This is a genomic window from Marinobacter sp. tcs-11, from assembly GCF_002049515.1.
Taxonomy (GTDB): domain Bacteria; phylum Pseudomonadota; class Gammaproteobacteria; order Pseudomonadales; family Oleiphilaceae; genus Marinobacter; species Marinobacter nauticus.
The window spans coordinates 43,074-63,348 of sequence record NZ_LLYU01000011.1; the positions used below are offsets into that span (position 1 = coordinate 43,074).

18 protein-coding genes are annotated in these 20,275 nt (G+C 53.4%); 5 read left to right on the forward strand and 13 right to left on the reverse strand.

What is annotated here, in order from left to right:
- Window positions 1-3: 3 nt before the first annotated feature.
- From ARC85_RS13080 to ARC85_RS13090, 3 genes are all read right to left on the reverse strand, one after another.
- Window positions 4-858, reverse strand: coding sequence for a hypothetical protein (locus ARC85_RS13080; protein ID WP_286715016.1), 855 nt, complete (start codon window positions 856-858; stop codon window positions 4-6).
- A gap of 119 nt (window positions 859-977) precedes the next feature.
- Window positions 978-3,620, reverse strand: coding sequence for a DotA/TraY family protein (locus ARC85_RS13085; RefSeq protein WP_286715018.1), 2,643 nt, complete (start codon window positions 3,618-3,620; stop codon window positions 978-980).
- Window positions 3,617-4,138: a 6TM ABC transporter family protein gene (locus ARC85_RS13090; RefSeq protein ID WP_286715021.1), complete on the reverse strand. Its 522-nt coding sequence runs from the start codon at window positions 4,136-4,138 to the stop codon at window positions 3,617-3,619. Before ARC85_RS13090 ends, ARC85_RS13085 begins: the two co-directional genes overlap by 4 nt.
- 125 nt (window positions 4,139-4,263) lie before the next feature.
- On the opposite strand from ARC85_RS13090, the gene icmW reads away from it, so the two are divergent.
- The 5 genes from icmW (at window position 4,264) to ARC85_RS13115 (ending at window position 9,086) form a co-directional block, all read left to right on the forward strand.
- The gene (gene icmW / locus ARC85_RS13095) at window positions 4,264-4,788 is read left to right on the forward strand and encodes a type IVB secretion system protein IcmW (RefSeq protein ID WP_286715023.1); all 525 of its coding nucleotides are present in this window, start codon (window positions 4,264-4,266) and stop codon (window positions 4,786-4,788) included.
- Window positions 4,789-4,800: 12 nt separating this feature from the next.
- On the forward strand, window positions 4,801-5,451 hold the full coding sequence (locus ARC85_RS13100) for a hypothetical protein (protein WP_011783229.1): 651 nt from the start codon (window positions 4,801-4,803) through the stop codon (window positions 5,449-5,451).
- Window positions 5,451-6,557, forward strand: a complete 1,107-nt coding sequence (locus ARC85_RS13105; RefSeq protein ID WP_011783230.1) for a hypothetical protein — start codon at window positions 5,451-5,453, stop codon at window positions 6,555-6,557. Before ARC85_RS13100 ends, ARC85_RS13105 begins: the two co-directional genes overlap by 1 nt.
- A complete protein-coding gene (locus tag ARC85_RS13110; RefSeq protein WP_286715076.1) occupies window positions 6,557-7,855 on the forward strand; it encodes a hypothetical protein in 1,299 nt (432 codons plus the stop codon). The genes ARC85_RS13105 and ARC85_RS13110 overlap by 1 nt, the downstream gene beginning before the upstream one ends.
- A 136-nt stretch (window positions 7,856-7,991) precedes the next feature.
- Complete coding sequence (locus tag ARC85_RS13115) at window positions 7,992-9,086, forward strand: hypothetical protein (RefSeq protein WP_286715026.1); 1,095 nt, start codon at window positions 7,992-7,994, stop codon at window positions 9,084-9,086.
- A 109-nt stretch (window positions 9,087-9,195) separates the two neighbouring features.
- Here ARC85_RS13115 and ARC85_RS13120 read toward each other — a convergent pair whose 3' ends face one another.
- From ARC85_RS13120 to ARC85_RS13165, 10 genes are all read right to left on the reverse strand, one after another.
- Window positions 9,196-9,912, reverse strand: coding sequence for a hypothetical protein (locus ARC85_RS13120; protein ID WP_286715028.1), 717 nt, complete (start codon window positions 9,910-9,912; stop codon window positions 9,196-9,198).
- Between the two features lie 16 nt (window positions 9,913-9,928).
- Window positions 9,929-10,531, reverse strand: a complete 603-nt coding sequence (locus ARC85_RS13125) for a hypothetical protein (protein WP_286715029.1) — start codon at window positions 10,529-10,531, stop codon at window positions 9,929-9,931.
- Window positions 10,532-10,564: 33 nt separating this feature from the next.
- Window positions 10,565-10,912: a hypothetical protein gene (locus tag ARC85_RS13130; RefSeq protein ID WP_286715030.1), complete on the reverse strand. Its 348-nt coding sequence runs from the start codon at window positions 10,910-10,912 to the stop codon at window positions 10,565-10,567.
- 162 nt (window positions 10,913-11,074) lie between these two features.
- Window positions 11,075-12,529: a YqaJ viral recombinase family protein gene (locus tag ARC85_RS13135; protein WP_049756955.1), complete on the reverse strand. Its 1,455-nt coding sequence runs from the start codon at window positions 12,527-12,529 to the stop codon at window positions 11,075-11,077.
- A 171-nt stretch (window positions 12,530-12,700) separates the two neighbouring features.
- A complete protein-coding gene (locus ARC85_RS13140) occupies window positions 12,701-15,553 on the reverse strand; it encodes a type IV secretory system conjugative DNA transfer family protein (protein ID WP_286715031.1) in 2,853 nt (950 codons plus the stop codon).
- Window positions 15,553-15,843 (reverse strand): hypothetical protein, encoded by a 291-nt coding sequence (locus ARC85_RS13145; RefSeq protein ID WP_286715033.1) that lies wholly within the window; start codon window positions 15,841-15,843, stop codon window positions 15,553-15,555. The genes ARC85_RS13140 and ARC85_RS13145 overlap by 1 nt, the downstream gene beginning before the upstream one ends.
- 2 nt (window positions 15,844-15,845) lie before the next feature.
- Window positions 15,846-17,219 carry a secretion/conjugation apparatus DotM-related subunit gene (locus tag ARC85_RS13150; protein WP_286715035.1) on the reverse strand — a complete coding sequence of 458 codons (1,374 nt, stop codon included), beginning with the start codon at window positions 17,217-17,219 and terminating at the stop codon, window positions 15,846-15,848.
- On the reverse strand, window positions 17,219-17,707 hold the full coding sequence (locus ARC85_RS13155; protein ID WP_011783240.1) for a lytic transglycosylase domain-containing protein: 489 nt from the start codon (window positions 17,705-17,707) through the stop codon (window positions 17,219-17,221). The genes ARC85_RS13150 and ARC85_RS13155 overlap by 1 nt, the downstream gene beginning before the upstream one ends.
- A gap of 862 nt (window positions 17,708-18,569) precedes the next feature.
- A complete protein-coding gene (locus ARC85_RS13160) occupies window positions 18,570-19,454 on the reverse strand; it encodes a hypothetical protein (RefSeq protein ID WP_011783241.1) in 885 nt (294 codons plus the stop codon).
- Entirely contained in the window at window positions 19,451-20,227 is a 777-nt protein-coding gene (locus ARC85_RS13165; protein ID WP_286715036.1) for a hypothetical protein, read from the reverse strand. The genes ARC85_RS13160 and ARC85_RS13165 overlap by 4 nt, the downstream gene beginning before the upstream one ends.
- Window positions 20,228-20,275 lie beyond the last annotated feature (48 nt).

A 20,275-nucleotide genomic window follows, 5' to 3' on the forward strand; every position in this document is an offset into this window, starting at 1 on the left:
GGGTTAGATGGCTGAGTATTTCTCCGGAAGCTTGCCGCCACTATCAACTTCTGTTGTTGCGGTTCCTGGGCGGCCGGCGCAGTATTGGTTGACTGGACCATGCCGCTCAATCATCGGAGCAAGCCACTGTTTGTAGCCGCCGTTGCTCCATCCTTTCAGTGGGATCTCTTCACCGATAGGTGTCAGAAGGCCGGAGTAGGCAAGCCGCAGATATTCCAGCGCAGCGCCTTCTCCGTTAGCGCTATAGCGCTTGGCATACTCCTTCCGCACTCGGTCGTAGTATTTACCTTCATCACCCCGGTAAGCCACATGCTTATTGCCTTTGGCGCTGAGGCTAATAACCCGCAGAACCTCAAGTGCTGCCCCAATCGTCCACAGTGGGATAAGGATCGCAAACAGGGCGAGCTTGATGGGAGCCACAAAGATAGCGTCAGTGAGTACGTTGCCCGTAACGGTGGTGCCAGCGTTCACCTCTGGTTTGGTGACCGGCCAGAGGCGGGCGCGAAGACGGACTGCGCTGTAGCGATGAAACTGGAATGCCAAGGATACGGCGATGCCAAACGCAATTGCGGAACCTGCAAGCGCAAATACCAGCATGAAGATTCCGCCCCAGTCTTTCGGTAGCGCGTGGATTCCATACCAGCCTCCAACGAAGAAGATGAACGCTGATCCGATCAGTGCATGGTAGTTGCGCACTTGATCAAAGCCTGAGCCTGTGTTCAGTTTGGCGCCGATTTTCGCTGCGTGTTCGGGAACATTGTTGCCAAGGGTTCTGCCGATGTCAGTCATGGCTGCAGAGGCAAATGCGCCAGCGGTAGTGGCGTCCTGGCCGGCTTCTCGGTTTCTTTGGTTAGCCATTATCGGCCTCCTTGGTATCTATTGACTATCTATGTTTCCAGAATACCAGCCATAAAAAAAGGCGCTAGTTGGTAAAGACCGACTAGCGCCGTGTGGTGGCCCAAATTTATGTAGTTGGGTTAGAACCTTCTTCTGGGTGCTCCCATTCCGCCCCCGTCATTGCCATTTGAGCTGCCTGGCGTGTTGCTTGGCTTGCTGGCGGAGCGCTGTGCCATGCTTTCGCCGCGGCTCATCACAGCAACAATGGCGCTACGCGTAGCTTGCTCGGTATTGTTTTCACCGAAGGTTGCGCGATTACCAATCCAGCCAATTGCGCGATCGTTAAGCTCCAGCATGCCCGAGAAAATCCGCATGATAACTTGGTATGAAATGATCCCCACAAGGGTGACGCCGGCCATCGTAGAGACAAGGCCAAAGCTGTAATTCGTCGTCATACCGAGAAATCCGATCATGATGTAGTCGATCATAAAGGTTCCTACTATATCGAGAACCTTTATGCCGATTGTGAAGCCAATGACCATTAAAGACGGATAAAAGAGAATTGATACAAGGTGGATGAGCCCTTGTTGTGCTGTCTGCGGTGCAAAGGCCTTCTGGCCCATGTCGCTTGCGAACAGGATTGCCCATAGAGGAATGACCACGGTCGCTTCAACCACATAGATCATCCATTGCACCAACCCGATAATCCATTGAATCATCACGACGGCGGGCAGGTAGAACGCCAGAAATATCCCAAGGAAGAACAGATACATAATCAATGGCGTCAGGTCCTTTAGGAATTCCAGCGCCATGATGCCCAGAAATGAACTGGTGACCCAGTTTGATGCTTTGGATGCTACCCACGAAGCCGGATTTGATACCAGGTCAACCGCCTCTGTAACAAGGCTCTTTCTGTCTGGATCTGACCACAGTTCGTATGTCCGTGCTGTAAGCTGAATCCCATACAAAACTTCGGCAAATGTGATTAAGTTGTGCCCGGTATTTACAAGCCCGGTTACCAGGTTGTCGTCTCTTAGGGAGTCCACGATGAATGGGAAAACCATTGAGCGAAACAAGTGGCTTGGCCCCCATCCTGTGCCATCCCCGATGAGCGCACCGTGGTTGTCCTCTCCAGACTCAACCATTGTCTGGATATAGGTAGAGATATTCTCGCCAATTTGCGACGCGGCCACTGAGCCGCCAGGCCCCCGGCTTCCAGCGTTACCGGCCAGGCTTCCGTCTGATGCATAGCTCAGCGGATTGGCATCCAGCCGGGTATTCATCACTTCACGGTTTACCGCTCTTCGGTATGCGGACAGTCGGTCAGCAATCCGTGCCGCAAATTCCGGGTCACCGGTGACCTGTTCTATCAGTACAATCAGCCGGCCGACATTCATTCGGGATTGCGCCGAAAAATTTACGGTTTCCAGCACTTGAGAGTTAAAGGATTGCTGCTGAAACCAGTAGAGACCCAATACGGGCCAACCGGTTCGCAGGACCGCATCTTTGTGTGAGTCGCCGGTTTCGACACTTTGGCTGCGAAGGTTATCAAGCGCGGTTCCATAAGCGCTGTAGATATTGGATTGCAGGCGGTCGATGGCACTGACTGCGTTCTTAGCTGCTGATACGACCTCCGCAGGCTCATTTGCCTGGGTGAGCCGGTAGTCACCTTGAAGGGACGGATCGAGCATTGAGTTGAAATACAGCTCAAGGTCGTAGGTAAGTGCCCGGGTGGCGGCCTCAATCTCTGGCGAGTTGCGTAATGAGATAAACTCCTGGCTGATGCTTCTGTGCGCTGCGGTGAACGCTTGGCTGATTTTTTGTTTCGTTGGAGTTCGACTGAGCATATCCGCAACGCCTGTGCATAGGATGCCTCCCGGGCAGGCCCCGCCAGCGCCGCTTGGGGCTTCCATTTCAGAATTGTCCGGCCGGTTGTTTACGTTATATTCACCAACGTTGTAGTCTCCGAAGTAACTGTCATATTCCACGATCGTTGAGCCGCAGACAGAATTGAGTCCGGTTGGTTGGTTCACAAAGTTTCCTGCGGAACCTTCACGTGTTAACTCATACAGTACGCCCTGACGCGAATACCCTTCGCCATCCTTGAACGTGTCAACCGGTGGACCAGCCACTTCCAGTAGTTCGGATTCGGACATTCCTCGTGGGTTGATGGAAAGACGAGCACCGTTTTGCTGCTCCATATAGGCGCCCACAGCGTTAATCACAGCCGTGCATACCTCGCTATCGATGATTCCCTGCACGGTGGTTCTGACGGCTGGTAGGGGGGTCTCGGTGATCACCGTGTAGTCGCTTTCACCCATAGCCGCTTCTGACGAGAGGTTGCCAAGAAGGTTTGACTGCTCCCCCATCCATATAGCCGCATACTGTCCCGCTGAATATCCGGATGGCATCGGTACCGCCAACAAAACAGCGACGGTAAGATGAATTGGAGCCCAGGTCATCGAGATCGGTGAGCTCTCAACATCTTTTGCTTGCGCGACCACAAGAACATGTTGGAGCGATTTGGCGATGATCACGAATACGATCACAATCATGCAAACGAGAGAGAAGGGGCGAATTACTGACCCTATGATTCCCGCTTGGTCGGGCTGACTGCCAATGCTGTCAGCTTCAAAAAGTACCGACAGAAGCCACTGACCAAAACCGCCAGTAGCCACGGCACGTTCATTCACAGGAATTTCAGCCATCGCAAGTGTTGAGGCAGTCGCAAGGGCAAGGATTGCTGCAAGCCAGAGACTCTTTCTCATGTAGCGGATGATCATGATCTGCCCTTCCTTATACGCCGACGCTGCAGCCAGGCCGCATATGCGAAGCACGAGGTCTGAAAAAAACCGGCAAATGTGACTGCGCCGCAGGCTAAAATTGACCATGCCCCAATCGCCGATGAAGGATCTCGACTTACTACAAGAATGGCGGTGTAGAGCGCGAGGATGATCGTAATTGCACCGGTAATAATCGGCGTTACCCAAATCAGCTTTGGTTTCGAGACCGGATCGCCGGCATTACCATTATTGCGCCAACGCCCGCTTAAAATGTCCTTCCATAGATTTGGGAATCTGCTTCTGATCCGTTTGCCATCGCGCAAAAGAACATCAGCAGCTGTCACTTTTGCGGTGGCTCGCCCGACCTTTCTCAGAATACCTTTGCCGGCTTTGGGATTTCTGCCGGTGTTGGCATCGGTTGATCTTTCGTTTTCAGATTGATGCGCCCATCCGGAATCGTTCTCTCCCGACTCTGCAGGCCATCGTTCTGCTTTGCTTTGGACTCGCATTTTGCTCATGGGGGTGACGTTCCCATTCCCGAATTGATTTCAGTTATAATATGCACTAATCCATGTGAAGTCTGTTGGGGTCTTCGCCATATCAGGCCGGTTTCCCCAAAACGCAACCCATTAGGTGTCAAATAGTGGAACAACTCTTTGAAATGCCCGGGGGCGGAGCTCCCGAATCTGGATCTCAAGGTCAGACAGCGTACTGGCAGCGAGTCGATACTGTTGCGCACGATGTTGTCCAGATACTTGATGAAAAGGAGCACTGGGTAATTGAGGGTAGTCCGGATTTTCAGGCTGTTCTTGACGAGTTGCTCGATTTAGTTCGGGAGCATCCTCGCCTTTCCGAGTTTGTGAGTGAGCAACCGGAATCGGCATTAAAGCTTATGGCCTATCTGCATACCAGTACCGCGATGATGTTAATGCATGTGAATGCTGAATCTCGGCCAGCGTTCGTCTCCGCGTTCTTGGAGGTGGTTACCGAGGTTCTTCAAAGAAATCCTAAAGGGCAGGTGGGGGTTGCTGCGGGGCTGGCAGTGGACCGCTTTCTTGCTTTTGAGAGGGCGGGGCTTGTGGCTCGCATTTTTTCTAAGGAGCGCGTCGAAGGCGTCCTTGACGCCATAGAGCGCGCAGGCGTCTCCGCGTCGTCGCGTCGCACCTGATTAGGAGGGTTTATGAAGCTGTTGATTCCAGGGATTTGCGTTGTGGGTGTTTTTGCCTTACTTAGCGGCGCACCAAATATCAGCTATGCCCAGGGGGCTCCGGCGTCGCAGAATGCGTGTTCGACGCTGGACAAGATGCGTAAGGGTTACCGTGAGATGAACACGGCAATGGCAAAAGAGCGTACCAGGAAGGTCTCGGAAGAAAAGGAAGAATTCGACGCCGAGGATACGGGCTGCTTTGGTGACTGGGGTACCAATATCGGTCTTGGGCTGCCTGGGTTGGCTGACGCATTTTTTGACCAGCTGAAAGATCAGGCTTGCAGCGCTATGAATGACTATGTGAATAGTCAGCTGGACGCCTTGAGCAGCAGCATAAGCGGGCCGCTTGATCTTGTCGGGCTGGATGTCAGCTTCGGTGGGGAGCAGCCGTTCAATCTATCATCTACAGAGAAGAAGATTGGCCTTGATACGGGCTCCATCGTTGATGATGTTTTTAAGGGGGCGCCAGATCTTGAGGATAGCGGTATCGGTGGTTTTGATGGCCAGGTAGGAAAAAATCCGTTGGGTGACCAGGACCTTGATGATATTTACCTGAATCAAGGGCGGGGCGAGTCAATTCCGACGCCAAACTGGAATCCTTCAGCTGGTGGAAGGGGGCAGTAATGGGTGATACGTCTTTTTCAGCTCGCCGATCTGTTCTATCCGCTATGGTTGCCGCAGGGCTTGCGTTGGGCTCCCAGCAAGCAGCTGCATGTTCGTGCATTGTAACGGCCACCACCGGCGCTGTTCAGATTTCAGGTACCGTGGCCACGGGGTCGGCCGCTATTGTTGCCGCTTTGCAGCTTGGCTTTGATAAAACGGCCGTGCAGGTGAATGCCAGTAGTGCGGATTCCGCTGATCGGATTGTCTCGGCCCTTGAGGGTATGACCAATGCTTTGCGTGAGGACATTATTGCCCAGCCGGCGATCGAAGCGGCCGTCAAGGCTGACCTTGAAGAGAAGTCTCCCGCCTACCATGCGACCAACGAGTGTGAATATATAAACCGTACAAACGACTCCAAAGCGGCCGACGTGATCCTCGGAGCCCAGCAGGAGGCGTTGGCCAATTCCGTGGTTGCTTACAACGAGATCACGTCTCAGTACGAAGAGACTGTTAACCCTGAAGTTGCGTTTAAAGCGCAGACGAACCAGCTTCTTACGGCTTACCCCGGTGTAAAGACCGCTCCGATAAACATCATTGACGGGCCAAACCGGGTAGGCGCCATGACTTCGGATGAATTTCGGGATGCGTCTCGGGCATTGAATTTAACGCTCAACCCAATGCCGGCGCCGAAAATTGCTGCCCCCTCCACGCCCGCTGAGATCAATATGAACGTAGACGCTGATCTGTTCAATATGCGTATGCAGCTTCCGCAGGGCGTGTCTCAGACGATTCTCTCCTATGAGGCGCCACTGCTTGACCTGCCAGAAGACTCTTGGTTTTCGTCCATTCTCAAGCGTATGTCGCCTGCGGAATATGAGGCGTTCACCGAGGATGGTCGAAGTGTGTCCTACTCGGATTTGCTCAAGCACATGGCCACGCATCGTATGAAGGATCCGGTGAGCGTCGCTAATGCTGCAACAAAAGGTGAGGTCGGACTTAAAAAGGATCTGGCCTTGGTAAAGGCCGATCACCTGGTCATGGATTATGAGCTTTGGTTGCAAGACCGGTATCAGTCGTTGCTCTTGTCGCAGCTCGTTTCCTCTCAGATAAGGCAGGAGCGTAAGTGATGAAGCGTACCGGTATCTCTATGGCGCTGGCACTTGTTGCTGGCGGATTGGGATGGTCTGGGAATGCAAATGCGGCGGCTGGTTTCGCCGCTGGCTATGCGGCGGGTTTTCCGGCCGGTTTCCAGGCCGCCTGCGAAACATGCTCTGCCGCTACCCAGGGTGCATTTTCGGTCATCCGGGCCTCCATTATGCTGAGTGAGCAGGCTATCGGTATGACCATCAATGATGGGCCGTACTATAAGCCAATTCCTATCGGATTTCCGATGCTGCAGACGCAGATTAACGCCAGCTCCGCGGATTCCACTCAGCGGATTGTGAGCGCGATCGAGGGGGCGACCAGAACACTCTCGGATATCATCACCCAGCAACCGGCTATTAGTCAGGCGATTGAGGAAGACCAGAAAATGCCTGGTCCTCAGGAAATGACAGACAAACTGGATTCCCAGGGTGGGTGTCAGTCGCTTCAATATGGCCGGGTTCTGGAGAAAATACCGCGCTCATCCCTTGGTTGGGGGTATCAATACGTTACCAGGGGTTCCTACCAGGACGACGACGGACAAAATATTGGTAACTCGGTTTCCCCGCCTTCCGAGCCCCCGGAGGATTCGGTTGGGGTAGAGGTAATGATGGCCGACGTAAAAACTCGGGCGTCCCAGGTAACCAGTCAGGAGTTTAATACGCTGCAGGCGAGGGCTCAGCAGGCCGGCGCAGATGATCTGTCCATTGGGGCAATTCTGGATCCTTCCTTTCTGTACGCCACGGATAAGCGAACGCTTGAGTTTGATGGTTCCGGAGACGAGCACGGCATTAGTGATGATGAGCGGGCTGATTACCTAATCCAGTATTTGACGGCGGACGCTCCCACCCACGCAGATGCCCTTGCTGCCTCCGCGACAACGCCAGTAGCCCTGAATGCAGCAGTCGATGGCCAAATTCACAATATGGAGTTTGGAATGGCCATGGCGGCCTTGGATGAGCTTATCAAGCTGCGACGCCCGCGCTCAGGCGCAACGGGGCCTGATGCGTTTCTGGCAGAGGCCATGGGTGAAGAAGCCCCGGCAACATCATCGCAGGATGAGTTCTGGTACCGGATATCCCATTACCGTCAGCGAGACCTGCAATGGATGGGGCGGACCATGATTGATGATGATTATGCGCTGGCTCAGCAGGTTCAGATGGAGGCTGAGCATTTGGCTTTGAAATATGAGCGTTGGAAGACGGCCCGAACCAATACGCTGTTGTTGGCACAAGCGGTAGCGAATGTTATGTCGGAAGAGCGGGCGCAAACGAGCAGATAAGTAAGGGTTGAGTCGCTAGAGGTGGTTGCAAAATGGACAGTAAACATCGCATAGAATACTATAAGTCAGTGTTAGTTCCTGTCTAATAATCTTCATCGCCCGTTTGGCGCTGGCGAAGTTGTTTAGGAGAGTTGATGTGAGAGATGGATATGTAAAGGGTGCGCAACGAGCGTTCTCAGTAAAAGCCATTCCATTGTTTGTCGCCGGTATGACTGTTGCAGCAGTTGCTTCGTTTATGCCTGTTGCGAATGCTGGCAATGATGATCGGGCAACCACCAATTACGACCGCGAAAATGATGGGGGCAGATCGCCGTCGTGGCAGCGTGCTGAACACAATACTGCGCGGTCATCGGTGAGTGGGGTTGCGATTGAAAGTAGTAACTTGCCTGTTGGGGCCCAGGCTCTACAGGGTAGTTATGATCGTATTCGCCAGAGCTCAGGCTGGGTGGCGCTCGAGGATCAGGTTGATGACCAAACAGGCCGGATTGATGATTTGGAAGACTTGCTTGGCGAGCTTGACTTGAAGGCTGATGATTTCCAAAACGGGTCAGTTGTTGTAAGTGATTGGGAGGCCTTGTCGGGTGGTGCGTCTATCGTAACCTGGAAGCCGGCAATATCGAATCAAGTCTCTGACTTCGTACAAACCAAAGAAGGTACGCAGTCATATACCCGGACAGTTCAAGTGTACGAGCGTAATCCCTCAACTGGTGAGCAGGAATTGGTCGATAGCTTTGTTGAGCGGCGCGATGTAGATGTTTCGGAAACCCGAATTGTCGATGTCGCCAACAACCCAGGTGGTGGTCAGGATGGTTGGTCCGATTGGGTCGAAGACACGGCTTCGGGCAGTCTTAATTGCGGTTCGTGGACTCCTTGGGCTGGGACGGTTGACGAGGGGACTTCGTTTACGCAAGCGCGAAGCTGCGATGTTCCTGCCTCTAGGTCGATCTATTACTTGGTGGATGGCGCGGTCATCGACCAAAAGTCAGAAACTACGGTTGCTCGGACAATTGAAGAGTCGCAAGTCGCAGTAGGAACAAAGAAGGTCTACGGGAAATGGGTGTATGATGGTGGGATGTGGGGCGAGCCCCCCGCTGGTTATACGTATTATACCGGTTATTATGGCAACGGTTGGATTGAGGGTGGCAGCTGTAGTCCCATAGGTAGAAAGGTCTGGACCAAAGGTTTAAGCGGCGGTATCGACTTTGATAAGTTGTGGCACTGCGAGAAGTAGACCGTTGTAGTGTTAACCGTTGTAGTGTTAAATGAAGAGTGCTGCATTTGCAGCACTCTTCCACGCTTAATCTGATGAGGGTTGTTAGCTTATTCGTGGTACGTAGTATTTACTTGGCGTGGGTTGGGTCTAGTGGCTCACTGCTATCACATTCTTCGATTCGGATTAAATCGTCAGTTTGGCTGTTATAATTCACTTCCTCTATTGAACCATTTTCTAGTGCTGCTGAGAGTTCACTTTTATATGCGGCTCGCATCTGTTCGCGCGTTGGAAGTTGTACGTATTTTTCTTTGAGTAGTGCGCTAAGGGCTTGTGTTAATTCCTTGTGGCTGACCTCAAGTTCCTTAATTTTGTCGGAGCTATTGGAAAGAGCTTCGATCATATTGTTATGCGTTGATTGTAATTCCTCGCTGGCTCTTTGCTGGAAAGCCATTACTTCTTGTTGTTCCTCAATGATCGCCTCCAAATGTCGGATTTTTTCGTCAGCATCATCAAGTCTTATCGTTGGTGCATCTTTCTTGCTGATTAGATCTTCCGTTGCATCCTGAATATCCCTTAGCTGATCCCAGAGCAGTTTAAGTGCCTTGGCCATACCAAAAGATGCAATGGAAACTTGGGTTGCTCCAGGTACGCCATACATCCCGGCGCCCAGGGATGCCCAGCCGGAGATTAGAGAGAGGTAGTAGAGTTTGCCGACGACGCCGGCAGATTTGGGGGCGTGTTTTTTTGTGAATTTCCAGGTCTCCTTCATGGATTCCCGGCACCTTTGCCACCAGCCTTTGTGGCTGGTGGGCTCTGTATTCTGGTTTTTGTCGTTATCGTCCATGTATCGCTCCACCAGGTTAGTGGTAAGTCATGCTTGGACCGTTATCCTCACTATCGGCCTGAGCTGGAGCCTGGTTCGCTTGCTCGCGCATTTCTGCAGCGGCATCAATTTGGCGTTGAGCATTCATCAAGGCTCTACGTGCCGACGGGCTGTTCTGAATCATGTTGTTGAACTCAACCCGAGCTTTCGGGTCGTCCTGCAGCTGCTGGAATGCTGTGGCCATGGCTTTCTGGAACGAGGGGTCTGACAGAACTGGGTCGTCGGTGACTGGGGTGGCACCCTGAACTCGCTTTGAGTTGGATGCATCGAGGATAGCTTCTGCGCCACCTAAATGTTTTTCCGCCATGTCTTTTGTGATGCTCGTTCCGCCAGCATTCAAGATGGCGGCCAATACCGCCGTGCCAGAGGCGGTTGCAGCGAGAGCCGCGGTAGTAGGAGTGCTGGATGTGGCGGCGGCCATCATCATTGCGCCACCGCCCATCAGCAGTAGGCTGGAGCCGCCAAGGCCGGTTTTCTCGCCATAGGTCGCGAAATAGCTCGCCATCTTCTCATGGCTTTGCTTCAGTCGGTCTGACCAGTTGGATGTGGGTTTGGCGGTTTTAACGGTTTCGTTGGCCATGTCAGGCTCCTTGCTGCTTTCGCTTGGGTTTCATTAGGGCAAGAGCTCGGCGCTTGCCTCTTCAACAATACTTTTCAGTTCGTCAACCAGGTGTTCAAGGTTGGTCAGCATCCGAATGCTCTTTGGGGTGATGCTCTGCTTAGCTTCCGGGCTGAAACTCTGGGCGGCTCCGTCCTTTGCTTGCTTGAGCATCGTGAAATGAACCACCAAATCGAACACCCCTGGGTGCGCGCACACTTTCAGTTTTTCGACTTCTTCTTCGATCACTTTCATGGTGGTCACTATGTTGCTGTAGCGATCCAGGGCGTTATAAAGTGTGATCGGTTGCTTGTGGGTGGTGACTCTGGCGTTGACCATCGTTCGCTCCTTGGGTTTATCCACAGAAATTCTTGATAACTCTGTGGGTAACTCGGTTAATCGGCTGCACGAACAAAGAAATCGTATTCCGGTTACTTTGTGATCAATTTTCCGTGCATTCGAGAGTTGTTCACCACCCATTTTATATTAACCTGCAATACCCCATGTGATTGCGCTTCCATACGGCTACGCTAGTTGCAGACCTGGCTGCTCATCCTCGCCATCATCAAAATCGATTCCGGTTACGCTTGATGCGGATTCGTTGACAGATGGGGCGCTATCGCCCACTTGGAACGCCTCAATGTGGCTCTGCATTTGTTTTTCAAGGAGGGCCTTTACCGGCTGATCGGCCTTCTTCCTGGTAACTGCAATTCTGAGTGTTTGATCCTTAAATTCGTTTTCGCTCAAGCCCTGTTCTTTTAGCTGGGCCTTGATTGCCCGGCTATCCCAACTGGTCTTATAGTGGGCATCAGATAGGAGTCCATTCGCTTCCAGAGTGCGTAGCATGGCCTCTGGGTTCAGCGTGTCAGACGGCGTGGTGAGTTGTTCGCGCTCAACGCCGGCCGCCAGTAATTTGTTGGCCGCGCGCGCCGTGTTGAATTTATCCGTAAAGCCCGCCGTTAAGCCGGGAGCTGCCTCGAAGGGCCACTCTTTAAGGTCGTATTTTGCTCGGACGGTATCGATTCGGTTGCGCGCATCAAGGACACGATCTTGTGCAACGGATTCTGCGATCTTGAACGTTAGTATCTCGTTCTGAGCATTGGAGACGATCTCTTTGTCCTTATCGGTCATCTCCGCTGGCAGCTCGGGTTTGGGTTTTTGATAGGGTGTTCCCGTTAGAACATATTTTTCCCAAAACTGCTTGGTCAGCCGAATGAGATTGTTTGCCAGCATATCGTTGTGCTGGAAATATCGGACCTTCATGCCGAAGCCGGGCCGATCCACCTTCGCGATGTTCTCGGCAATTGCGGCCCACTCTTCATCAGATTTCGGGGGATTCCGCATAAGGTCGTCAATCATTTCAGCCGGGATATCCAGTTCGGCCAATGCATAACCGTCGGCCGCAACGCCCAGATTCGCTTTATGGAGAAGGCCGTACCAGTGCAGCTGAGAACCGTTGATTAACGAAATACCCTTGTCTTCATCAAGCGAGTTGCGAACTTTGAAATCCGTGATGATTCGGAGCTTCCCTGCATTCGCTACTTCATCCGGGTTCCCCCCAATATGCGCGTGTTTTGCGTGCGGTCTACTGAAAGCTTGCTGTATTTCTGGGGAGTCGACGATACTCTGGTGACCGGTCTTTTTCAGGTAGACCATGTGTGCAAGGGGTTCCATCGCCGTTCCTCGGCGCATATAGATATTTGGGCGTTCTGGCAATTCCAGTAACATTTTTTGGCGCCAAATGCTTTCGAGCGAGTTGTAGGCGGGGCGTTCTCCTAGAGCCGCCAGCGGAAATTCGCCAGCTTCAGAACCACCTATTGTTGCTGCGCGATGCGCGTGCCAGATCGCTCGTTCGCCTTCGAGTGCAATGGTTTCTTTGATCCAGTACGCCGCCACGCTGTCAGATATGACTGAGCGCTGGGGGAGGGCGTTTATGATCTTTTCTACTTGCTCGTAGAGGGCTGGATTGCGACTACCCACGGCACGGACCTTCTGCGGTTTCGATTCATCTTGCAGTAGTCTACGTGACTTTCCGGTGGTGCGGGATTATCCGCCGTGAGGGTGGGTCACTTTGGCAACTTTGTGAGGAAGTGGTGGGAGGGTGGCCGTCCGTGGCCGAGGTTGAGGCAGGTGTATTCCTGCTCCTTGTTATCAATCGTTGTTAAGCCACATTTTCATGCTGGATAAGGTTCGCTTGCTGTCGCGGATTACAATGGCTTGCTCTTCCGGGGTTCTCGGTGTCGCAGGTGTCGTTTCTTCGCTGCGCGGATAGGTCAGACTGCGGGTAATGGCCACGGCCGTTTCCTCGCTTACCCGGCGACTATCTTCCAGTGAGCCGCCAAGGGCCTGCTCGATACGTCCAGCGTAGCCACCGCTTCTCATGGCCATATCAATTTCCCGCTGATACACGGGGCGGTTTACTCGAGTCGACAATCGATTCGGATCCATCACCCACAGCGCGTTATCAAGAAGCGACGCGCCGGCTTCCGGTTCGTCTGCCAGCCGTGGGACAGCTGGTGTGTTCTTGTCAGTCTCAGTCACCGTTTCTGACTGCTGTTCAGGCTCAGACGCCGGCGCTGGGTTCTCTCTCTTCTCTATGGCCGAACGTACCTGGGCCGCTTTTTCTTCGCGGATATCGCTTGGCGACTTCCGCTGTTTCCGGGGGCTGTTCAGTATGTCCAAAGCATCACTTGACTGTAGCAGGGTGCCGCCTGGTTCTGTCAGCTCGGGGGTACCGCTATCTTCGGTATCGGTTGATAGTTGATCTTCTGGTGGTGCGAGTGTGTTTACGGTGTCCCAGGTGTCAGACAGCGCTTCAAAGTTGTCATTCTCGGCAGGCTGGTTGATCGGTTTAGCTTCGACAATGATTTCATCGTCGTCAACGCTCAGTTCCGTCGAGAGTAAGCTTTCGGATAATTGATGGCTCAAAGCGGCAATCATTAACCCTTCGGCACGTACAAGGCTATTTTTGGGTAACGGTGCGCTACGATCGGCTGGCCAACGACGAATAACCTGGGTTACTTTCCGCCAGTTCTTGATGGCTATATCGAGGGATAAGTCTCCCAAAACATGATTAGGGATGCTGCTGTATTCCGGGATTTCCTGGTTTCCAGCAATACCGAGGTCCAATCCTTCGGCAACTGCTTTTTTCATCGCGGTCGCAATGGGGGAGTCTTTCTGGATGTACTTGGCCCCCGGTCCCCGGGTGGGGTAATCCACGTCGAGTAGTCGATGAATCATAAAGTCTTTGATCATCGAATCTTCATCAATCCCATGGTAGAAGGTTTGCCAGGGCGTGATGGTGTCACGCCAGAACACGATCCCTTCACCTTCGACCACCGATCGGGTGTCCTGAACATCGACACGGGAGCGGCGTTCGAACGAGGCAGACTTATTATCAAGGTACGTCCCGGCAAGGCCGTTTTCGTCCATGGCGTAACCGCTACTCACTGCTGCAAAGCCTTCCCCGGCAACTTCTTCGATCAGTTTCCGTGTTTCACCGAGGCCTTCAGACGCCATGACAATTTTGAGCTTGGTGTTCTCGGCAATCTGCTCCGCTTCGTCAGCATCCTCACGCTTCATACCCGCGTAATCCTGACCTGCGATCGTAACAGCTGTATAGAGGCCTCGGGCCTGAGCCAGAACAGCGCCGTAGCCCTGAGTCATCATAAACGCAAATTCGTCGTTAATGATGCCGTAGGGGACGGGAGAGGTTGTCGGCAGGTTGTCCAGTACATCCTCTTTTCGGCCTTCGATATCGGGCGGGATACCGGTACTGATGGCGTTCTTTTGAGCCGCCAGGACAATCTTCGCAAGGTTCTTCATTTCATCCGGTGCTTTCTCAAGCGCCGGAATCATAACCGTAACGATACGGCGCCTCAGAATGCAGTCGAGGAACGAGATTTCGCCACGTCCTACCATGTAGATATCGGCATAGGTATCGGACAGGGAGGCCAGCGCCCGCGTGTAGTAAGCCTGAGCAAAACCGTGCTGGCGATAAACTTCTGAGTCTTGCTTATCGGTTGGATTGCCCTGCTTGTCCTTGGGGTTTTCCTTGTAGCCCGACAGAGAAGTAAGGTAGGCCCTGATGGCTTCCCGGCTTTCCGGTGTTATGGGTTTCGCTCGTTTAAGCTTTTCGATTTCCTCAAATTCCAACGATTTCCGGATCACCCCCGGGTTGATCTTCAGGTTGGCGCGGTCACGCAAATCAACCAATGCCGGAGTAATCGACGATATCAAGCTGATTGCCCGCTCCGAGAACAGTTTGTTCTCGCTCCCGCCCGGGGGCATCAACGATACGAGTACCTGTGTAATGGATTCGGCGTTGCCATAGGCGAACAGGTTAACGTTGTTGCCTCGACGTACAGCGCGGTCGGGCTTAATAGACGAGTTACCCTTGATGTAGTTGAGGGTTCGATAATCGTCCTCACGCCCAAAGTATCGTGCGAGGGTGAACAGCTGCCAGCCAAGTTTCGGAGCTGCTTTAGCATCCGAGTACATGATCCCCGAGCCCACAGCCAGGTAGTTCGCGGCTTTACTGACTAGGGCTTCCGTTTTACCGGAGCCTGTTGCCCCAACGAGTAGTGTGTGAGTCAGCAGGTGTGAGAACGAGAGCCACATTTCGTAGGGCTTTTCGGACGCCCTCATGTTGCCCAGGAAGAACTCGCCACGAGCCTTGTAATAACCCATGCGACCGGGTTTGGCGTCCCGGTAATCGGTGATTCCAGCTTCGGATGGGAGTAGGAGGGGGAGTCTTTGGTCTTTCCCCTTTACTTTGCTGATGATCCAGAAGATAAAGGGCGCTACCACGATGACGAAAAAAGTGGTGCTAATCAGGGCGACACAGAGCGCCAGGGCAATAACAAATGCAGAAAGGCCCCATGACTCGGCAAAGGCATCGCCAATCTTCTGGCTGGTCGTTCGGGTGTCGCGATATAGGGTGTTGCTTTCGATCTCCTGATTTTGCTGGAGACCCCGCATTTTAAGTTTAGGGGCGCCGGCCATCAGTGATCACCTCTGAGGTATGCCGGCAATTCGGCGTCAGACTTACGGTTATCCTCGACGGGGTGTTGCTTTGCGTCCACAAACTCATCCGCGCTCAGCGTGCTTGCCATTAGGTCATCCTGCTGTTGGGCTTCCCAGGCCTCGGCCGCGGGATTGCGACAACCGGCAGTCACTTCAATTTTCTTGGGCTGGACAATCTCCACCGTTGGCCAGGCTGGTGCGGCCATAAGCTGCGTTGGAGATGTTGTGGCGGCCAAAGCAAAGAGGGCTGAGTAGAGATATTTTTGCATTATCAGTTCCTCACCGGGTCATACAGGTCAACCCCGCGTGTTGGGGAATACTTCGCGTCGTCGCCGCCATCCAGTACGGCTTTTTCCGTGATCTCAGCAATCGTCCCGTCATCTGAGCCAATCCACATTTCATCGAAAAGCATCTGTTGCAGGGCGTCCGTGCCGGCCTCAATGCAGGCTTCCGGAATGGCGCGGCCGACGCGCTTCTCCAGCATGTAGTGAGCCCAGGGCCCGAGTGCCTCAGATGGCGGCCGGTCGCCGCCGAGGAAGTCCAGAGCCAAATACAGGCCTCGGTGGATTGGTTTTAACCAGAGAAATTCGGGGGCTGTGAAGATCCCCTTTTTCCAACTCGCTTCAAGAAGCGCCATAAAAAACGGGGTTTTGAAGTGATGAGCCTTTTTGATGGCCTTGATAATGTGGTGGTTCTTGGTCGAGGCGATGATCTTGTCGATGCCAGCGGTATCAATTGAGGGGCGTTGCCGCCCCTTCGCATCAAGCCGTTTGAAGCTCAGAGCAAGCTTTAGCGCAAGCTTGCGGGCCGAGCCGAGCCCATTAACATTCGCAGTGTAAAGAATGGCAAGAACACACTTTTCGTAGCTGTCCAGACTGTCTTCGCTAAACTTTCCACCCAGCTGCGCTCGAAGTAGGGCGTCCGTTTTGCTTACATCGAGACGACAGGATGCTGGCGGAGGCAGCACCCTTCGACGTTCTTCGACAGACCAGCGCACTTTCTTCTCGGACCATCCCCGGATAGGCTTCTCGGTATCAACGGCGTCACTTTCAATACCGATCATTGCGAGGGTTTGGGCACCAATTCGCTTTTTTCGAACAACTACCAATTCGTTGAGAAGGGCATAATCAATCGGCTGGCGGGCCATTGCCCATGGCCCTTCGTAAAGAGGCTCGGCTAAAAGGTTTTCATGTTGGACACTGGCAACCGCGGCGTATTTGGACGCATTGCGCGCTTTGAGTTTGTCCAGGTTGAAGCGACGGACAAACTTATTTACCACGTGAAACGAACGGAACTGGATGACCTGCCAAATGAAGTATGGAACCAGGACAAGGCAGATCGTGTGTGAAATCGTTTGAATAAGTAGTTTCGCAGCGGGCCAACCGTAATCAGCTGGGTTCGACTGATGCAATGCACCTGCCCAGCTCTCAAGATTGGGGCCGATTGAACTCGGGTACAGCCACTGAATGTATTGGATGCCCTTGGCCAACCAGCCAACCACAAAAAACAGGCCGGTCAGGATCATTTCGGAGTTGGAGCGCCAGAGCATCCAGGCTGACGCAAAACCAATGGCTATCGCGGCCAAAATGAAAAATGCGGTATCCAGCGTCTTATCGTTACCGTTACCACCACCTTGAGCTGACATTACTGGTTTCCTCCATTCTGCTTCCCGAACGCTTCAGTGAACTCGGCCTGCAGGCGTTCGGCGTACCGAGTTCGATATGGTTCGTTCTTCGAGTGGTACCGGGCGATAGCTCTGAAATAATCCATCGAATCTCTCGCCGTTTGGTTAACTGTGACGTTTCGGATATACCAGGCAGCGAAGCCAACGGAGATGCAGTCATTGTTCTGGAGCATCTTCTCTGTAATTCCGTGCTGGCTGAGGAAATCCAGATGAATTGTGTTGATCTGCATGAGTCCAAGATCGTAGGTGCCGTTCGTGTTCTCAATTTTTGCACCTGACCATCCCCCTTCGACCCGAGCGACGATTGAAAGAATGACCGGATGGACCTGATAGCGCGTGGCCACCCTCTCAAGGCATTCCATGCTCAAGGGTGTAGGTTGCTCAAGTCGATGCACAACCTCTTGCGGTGCATCGTCCGGAACGGTTGGTGGCGGTGGTAGATCGAGCATACGGTTGGCAGATCTCTATAATAGTTCGCAGGTTTTTGGTGTCACATGATGGAGTACAGTATAACCTAGCGACTCACGCCCCCGAGGGCTGAGCTTCCAAACCGGAAAGGCGGGAAAGTTATGGCTGTTAGTGTTTCACTCCGACAAAAGCATTGGCGCTGGGCGGCATGCCTTATCGGTGCTCTTGGCGTTATTGGGTGCGCTTATTCGTTGCACTTCTGGGTTGGCCCATTCCTCGCGTTCATTGTCTGTTTTATTTCACCTGAGGTTGCCTCTGCCTGTATGACTTCCTTATCCGCCGCGAGCATGGCAGTGACTCCCGCGAGCATGATGTATTTGACGCTCATAACGGCCATGGTGGCCTTTCGATTGGCGTTGGTGTCGCCGTGGGTGTGGCGGCTGTCTCGCCGTGAAACGGAGCCCGCAGTATTCGCGCGGCACTCGGTTTGGCGCGTTGCCTCATTGGTGTTTCTGCACCATGTAGCTATCTGGTTTGTTCTCGCTCTCTCGGGGGAGTTGGTGCCCCGGATTTATGCATGGCTGGAATATCCCGAGACCGTTAGCGTCCTTGATGTTGTGCTTTGGTTTGGGGCGCTTGCTGTTGGGATTGTAGCGGTTTATGCCACTCGCACCTTTACTTGCCTGATACGGCGGATGGAGGTTCGTAGTCAGCCAGTGGTTTATGTTGTGTGCCGATAACTGACCTTGTGTTCTTTGAAGATTGGTGGTGCGTGCTGGTTTGTGATTAGGCGGGGCTTGGGGCGAGGGCGTATGTGTGCAAGGTGCTTACTGATAGCATGTGCGGCCTGCTGGTTGCAGGCCGCTTCCACACGCCCTGTCCCCGGGCGCGCGGCTTGGCATTCTACATGCCGGGACGGTTCTCCGGTTCGTCATGGGTTTCTGTGGGCTCAAAATTAGCATTCAAAGTAACCTCGAATGTCCTTTCGAGCATGGCATAGGACGACTGGAATAGATCGGTGACCTTATCCAGAGGGTAGCCGTATGTCTTGAATGCTCGTCGTTCGTCGGGGGTCGATTCATTGATATGCGCCTTGGCGATGGGCGTTTGGGTGTCCCAGGCTGACGCCAGTAATTCACCGGCGCGAAGAAGCAGGTTTCGCCGAAGCAGCTCCACCTCACCTTCCTTCATTTCTGCTATGGCCGGCTGGCGGTTCAGTGTGTCCTCCACGGTGTTCCACAAAAGGTTTTGCATATCTTCCAGTGTGTTGGCGTCTCGCCCATGGTAGAAATCAAATCTTTGATGCGCTGCAATCACGGGGCTGATGGCTTGCATCATTGATACTGTGCGGCGAAAGCCGAGAGTCCCTTCGTCTGTGCTGCTTTTCTCTTCTTTCCAGATGCCTGGTAGTTCGGCACAGTCCGCCAGCAAGGATGCGACATCGATGGATTGGGCGACGCCCGGGTTATTCCGGTAGAGCCCTTGCAGGACCGTTGTAACCGAGCCAGTTAAAGAGGGGAGGACTCGAGGGTCGTCCACGGAGCCCAGTTTCTCGTGAAGGGCAAGACTCTGCTCGCCAATCGCCTGGATCAGTTCTCTTGATCGGCGCTCCGTTTCTTCAGGGTAGATCACCGTTGTGTCGCTCAGCGTTGCGCTGAGAACCTTCGAGATCGTGCGAAGCACTGAAATGGATGCCAGTGCTTTGCTGCGATTTGCCGCGTCCCGGGCTTCTCGTTCACGATTGGTGGCCTCATGCTTGGCTGCTTCATCAAAAATATTGAAACTCATGCCTTAACCTCCGGCTCAGACTCCGCGTGTCCGGGCGCATCTTCATTCAATGCGTCATACATAGGGTTAACTTCCGGCGCCGGCGCGGGTGTTTGTTCAGGGGTTTCCCCAAGAATTTCGTCCAAGCGCTTTTGGACATTCGCCGGCATCGCCTGGAGCATTTCGTTGATATTCATCGAGCCAAGCAGGTTCGCTACCGGCGTCAGGTCCAGGATCTCTTGTTCAGACAGGCCGGCCGTCTCCTGTTGATGTTTCATGGAAAGATTGTGGGCCGACTCAAGGGCTGTATCCAACATGAGTAGGGTGACCGATGCCGGAATGCCCGACACCTTGTTCAATGCTGTCCGCGTTTTCAGGCCCGCTTTTGGATCGCCGACGTTGATCAGCGGCGTGCGCCCCAAAATTTGCTTAGTCATCTCCCGCGCCTTCTCCGGGATGGCCGGATCGTTGTGAGGTTCGGTGGATGCTTCCAGATCCTCTGTGACTCGGGAGGTCAATTCATCATTGAGCGCGCTATCAAATTGCAGGTCCGCCTGCGGTTGAATCACAAAGTTGGCGTAATCAATCAGCACGGGCAGCAGGATGTCCCGTCTCATGGCACCGGCCAGCGGCACGTTGGCGTCACCAATGGCCACTTCCAGGATGCCTCGGTCAGCCGCACGGGTGACCATCATGGATTCAACCGTTTCCAGGAATGTCTCTGGCGACAAATGGATGGGGTAGCCCTTCGGGAAAGGGAGGTTGGCGTGGTCGGTCGAGGTTGGTTTGGTCATAATCCCTGCCGTGGTAGTTGTCACTGTGGTGGCTCCATTGTACGGCGG

What these genes read in the sequence shown, in the direction of transcription:
- ARC85_RS13080 (WP_286715016.1), bottom strand. Translation starts at nt 858, where the DNA reads ATGGCTAACCAAAGAAACCGAGAAGCCGGCCAGGACGCCACTACCGCT.
- ARC85_RS13085 (WP_286715018.1), bottom strand. Translation starts at nt 3,620, where the DNA reads ATGATCATCCGCTACATGAGAAAGAGTCTCTGGCTTGCAGCAATCCTT.
- ARC85_RS13090 (WP_286715021.1), bottom strand. Translation starts at nt 4,138, where the DNA reads ATGAGCAAAATGCGAGTCCAAAGCAAAGCAGAACGATGGCCTGCAGAG.
- ARC85_RS13100 (WP_011783229.1), top strand. Translation starts at nt 4,801, where the DNA reads ATGAAGCTGTTGATTCCAGGGATTTGCGTTGTGGGTGTTTTTGCCTTA.
- ARC85_RS13105 (WP_011783230.1), top strand. Translation starts at nt 5,451, where the DNA reads ATGGGTGATACGTCTTTTTCAGCTCGCCGATCTGTTCTATCCGCTATG.
- ARC85_RS13110 (WP_286715076.1), top strand. Translation starts at nt 6,557, where the DNA reads ATGAAGCGTACCGGTATCTCTATGGCGCTGGCACTTGTTGCTGGCGGA.
- ARC85_RS13120 (WP_286715028.1), bottom strand. Translation starts at nt 9,912, where the DNA reads ATGGACGATAACGACAAAAACCAGAATACAGAGCCCACCAGCCACAAA.
- ARC85_RS13125 (WP_286715029.1), bottom strand. Translation starts at nt 10,531, where the DNA reads ATGGCCAACGAAACCGTTAAAACCGCCAAACCCACATCCAACTGGTCA.
- ARC85_RS13140 (WP_286715031.1), bottom strand. Translation starts at nt 15,553, where the DNA reads ATGGCCGGCGCCCCTAAACTTAAAATGCGGGGTCTCCAGCAAAATCAG.
- ARC85_RS13145 (WP_286715033.1), bottom strand. Translation starts at nt 15,843, where the DNA reads ATGCAAAAATATCTCTACTCAGCCCTCTTTGCTTTGGCCGCCACAACA.
- ARC85_RS13150 (WP_286715035.1), bottom strand. Translation starts at nt 17,219, where the DNA reads ATGTCAGCTCAAGGTGGTGGTAACGGTAACGATAAGACGCTGGATACC.
- ARC85_RS13155 (WP_011783240.1), bottom strand. Translation starts at nt 17,707, where the DNA reads ATGCTCGATCTACCACCGCCACCAACCGTTCCGGACGATGCACCGCAA.
- ARC85_RS13160 (WP_011783241.1), bottom strand. Translation starts at nt 19,454, where the DNA reads ATGAGTTTCAATATTTTTGATGAAGCAGCCAAGCATGAGGCCACCAAT.
- ARC85_RS13165 (WP_286715036.1), bottom strand. Translation starts at nt 20,227, where the DNA reads ATGACCAAACCAACCTCGACCGACCACGCCAACCTCCCTTTCCCGAAG.